Consider the following 2,261-nt stretch of genomic DNA (forward strand, 5'->3'; position numbering starts at 1 on the left):
AAGCCGGCTCCCACAGGGACACCACAGTACTCAAGAGCTGTGCCGTACCTGTGGGAGCCGGCTTGCCGGCGATAGGGCCGTTATTGATCACATCAAGCCGAAACCCCACGCACCGGCATCGGATAAACCTGGGCAAAACTCACATTCTCCGTCTGGTCCACACGCTTCTTGAGCCGTTCGTTGAACGCCCGACTCACCGCATACTGCCCCCCGGAAATGGTGCGGAACTGCGCCGTGAGCACAAACCCGTTCAAATCCATCCGATCGACCCCGAACACCTGCAGCGGTCCCTGCAGGTTGATGCGCAGCAGCGGGTCGTCGCTGATCGACTGCCCCACCTGATGGATCAACGCCAGCGATTCGTCCACATCGCTGTCGTAGGTGAACTGCACCGAGAAGAACGCATAGGCAAATTGCCGTGACTGGTTGGTGACGGCCTTGATCTGGCCGAATGGCACCGAGTGCACGAAGCCCTTGCCATCGCGCAGGCGCAGGGTGCGGATGGTCAGGCTCTCGACCGTGCCGGCGTGGCCGGAGTCGAGCACCACCCAGTCGCCGATCGAGATGGTGTCTTCGATCAGGATGAACAGCCCGGTGATCACATCCTGCACCAGCTGCTGCGAACCAAAACCGATGGCCAGGCCGATCACCCCGGCACCGGCCAGCAACGGCGCCACGTTGATGCCCAGGTTGGCCATGGTGGTGATGGTGCAGATGATGACCAGCACCACCTTGATGGCGTTGCGCAGCATGGGCAGGATGGTCCGTACCCTTGTACTGGGCTGGCGTGCCGCGCGGCGGCCGACTGCCGGCTTGAGCGCTTCCTGGATGGCGGTGTCGAGCACCACCCACAGCAGCCAGGTCACCAGCAGGATCAGGCCGATGCTCGACAGCGAGTTGCTGATCGCCTGGCCCAGTCTGTTGCTCAGGGCGAAGTCGATCACCGAGAAGCCCCAGATGCGCCCGAGCAGTTCGATGAAGGCCACGGCCATGACAATGCGCAGCAACGCGTGGGCGAGGCTGCGCAACAGTTCCTTGTAGGGTCGCACCCGTTGCATGGCATCCACTTGGCCGGCGGCCAGCAGGTGTTGCAGCAAGGTGCTGAGGAACACCGTCGAGACCAGCAGCACGGTCGTCAGCAGCGCCTTCTGCAAGGCTTTCTGGCTTTCTTCGCCGGCACCGATGAGGTGGATGGCCGAAACCAGGATCATCAGCAGGATCGGCAGGTACCAGAGCACCGAAAAGATTCGCAGGGTCTCCTGCACGGCGCGGTGTTGCTGACGGTCCTTGAGGGCGCGGTTGCGGATCAGGTGGGCGACCGGGCGGCGCAGGCGGATCACCAGGCTGGCGAAGATGAAGGTGGCGACCAGGCCGGTGGCCACGGCGATGCTGGCGGTGATGTTGCCGCCCAACTGACGGGCGATCTGCGGACTGGTCAGGGCATCGCTCCAGGCGGCGAGAAAGCCGATCAGAAACAGCGGGCGCGGAGCCAGGCGTTTGATCACCGCCACGGCAGCGCGTTTGTGGCCGGCATCGAACAGGGTGACCAGACACAGAATGATCGAGGTCGAGAACAGGCCGCTGCTGGTGGCGTAGGCCAGGCTCAGGCCCAGCGCGCGGGCCACCGACGGGTCGAGGAAGCGGCTGACGTACAGGGTGACTGGCAAGCTGGCCAGGGCCGGCAGCGTGTATGGCAACAGATAGCCGAGCAGGCTGCTGGCGCGTTTGCGCTGGCGCAGCCATGCCCCGTTAGCGCTGCGTTTGGCCAGCCAGCGGCCAACGCGGGTGAGCACGGTGAAGCTGACGGCCCAGGCGAGGGTCAGCAGCAGGAAGTTACCGACCAGTTGCAACGTATCGCCGGCGTTGTGGCGATCGACCAGGCGTACCACTTCCTTGCTGGCGCGGTCGGTACGCAGGCGCCAGGCGTCGATCAGGTGGGCGTCGAGGTCGAGCTCCTGGGCGGCGCTGTCCAGGCCGTCGGCCAGGGCACCCAGCAGGCCGCCCTGGAGCATGGGCTCGGGGTCGGCGGGTTGTTCTTCGGTGGGAGCAGGGTCTGCAGCGAGCAGGTGGGTGCTCAGCAGGCAGCCGAGCAGCAGGGTGGTGAAGTAGCGCAGCACTGGAGTACTCCTTGGGCCGGGGTGAGCGGGGCAGGGTTACTCAAGGAACTGATGGGTGTTGGGCGGGGAAAGTTCGATGGAATTCCAGCGCCCTATCGCCGGCAAGCCGGCTCCCACAGGTATTGCACTGTGGGAGCCGGCTTG

The 2,261-nt window shown here is 64.8% G+C and carries 1 protein-coding gene; it reads right to left on the reverse strand.

Features of this window, described 5'->3' with window-relative positions; all coding sequences use genetic code 11:
* Positions 1-92 precede the first annotated feature (92 nt).
* Positions 93-2,117, reverse strand: coding sequence for a mechanosensitive ion channel family protein (locus tag PMI38_RS21120; protein WP_008098526.1), 2,025 nt, complete (start codon positions 2,115-2,117; stop codon positions 93-95).
* Positions 2,118-2,261 lie beyond the last annotated feature (144 nt).

The sequence above is a fragment of the Pseudomonas sp. GM84 genome (assembly GCF_000282535.1).
In the GTDB taxonomy this organism is placed as follows: domain Bacteria; phylum Pseudomonadota; class Gammaproteobacteria; order Pseudomonadales; family Pseudomonadaceae; genus Aquipseudomonas.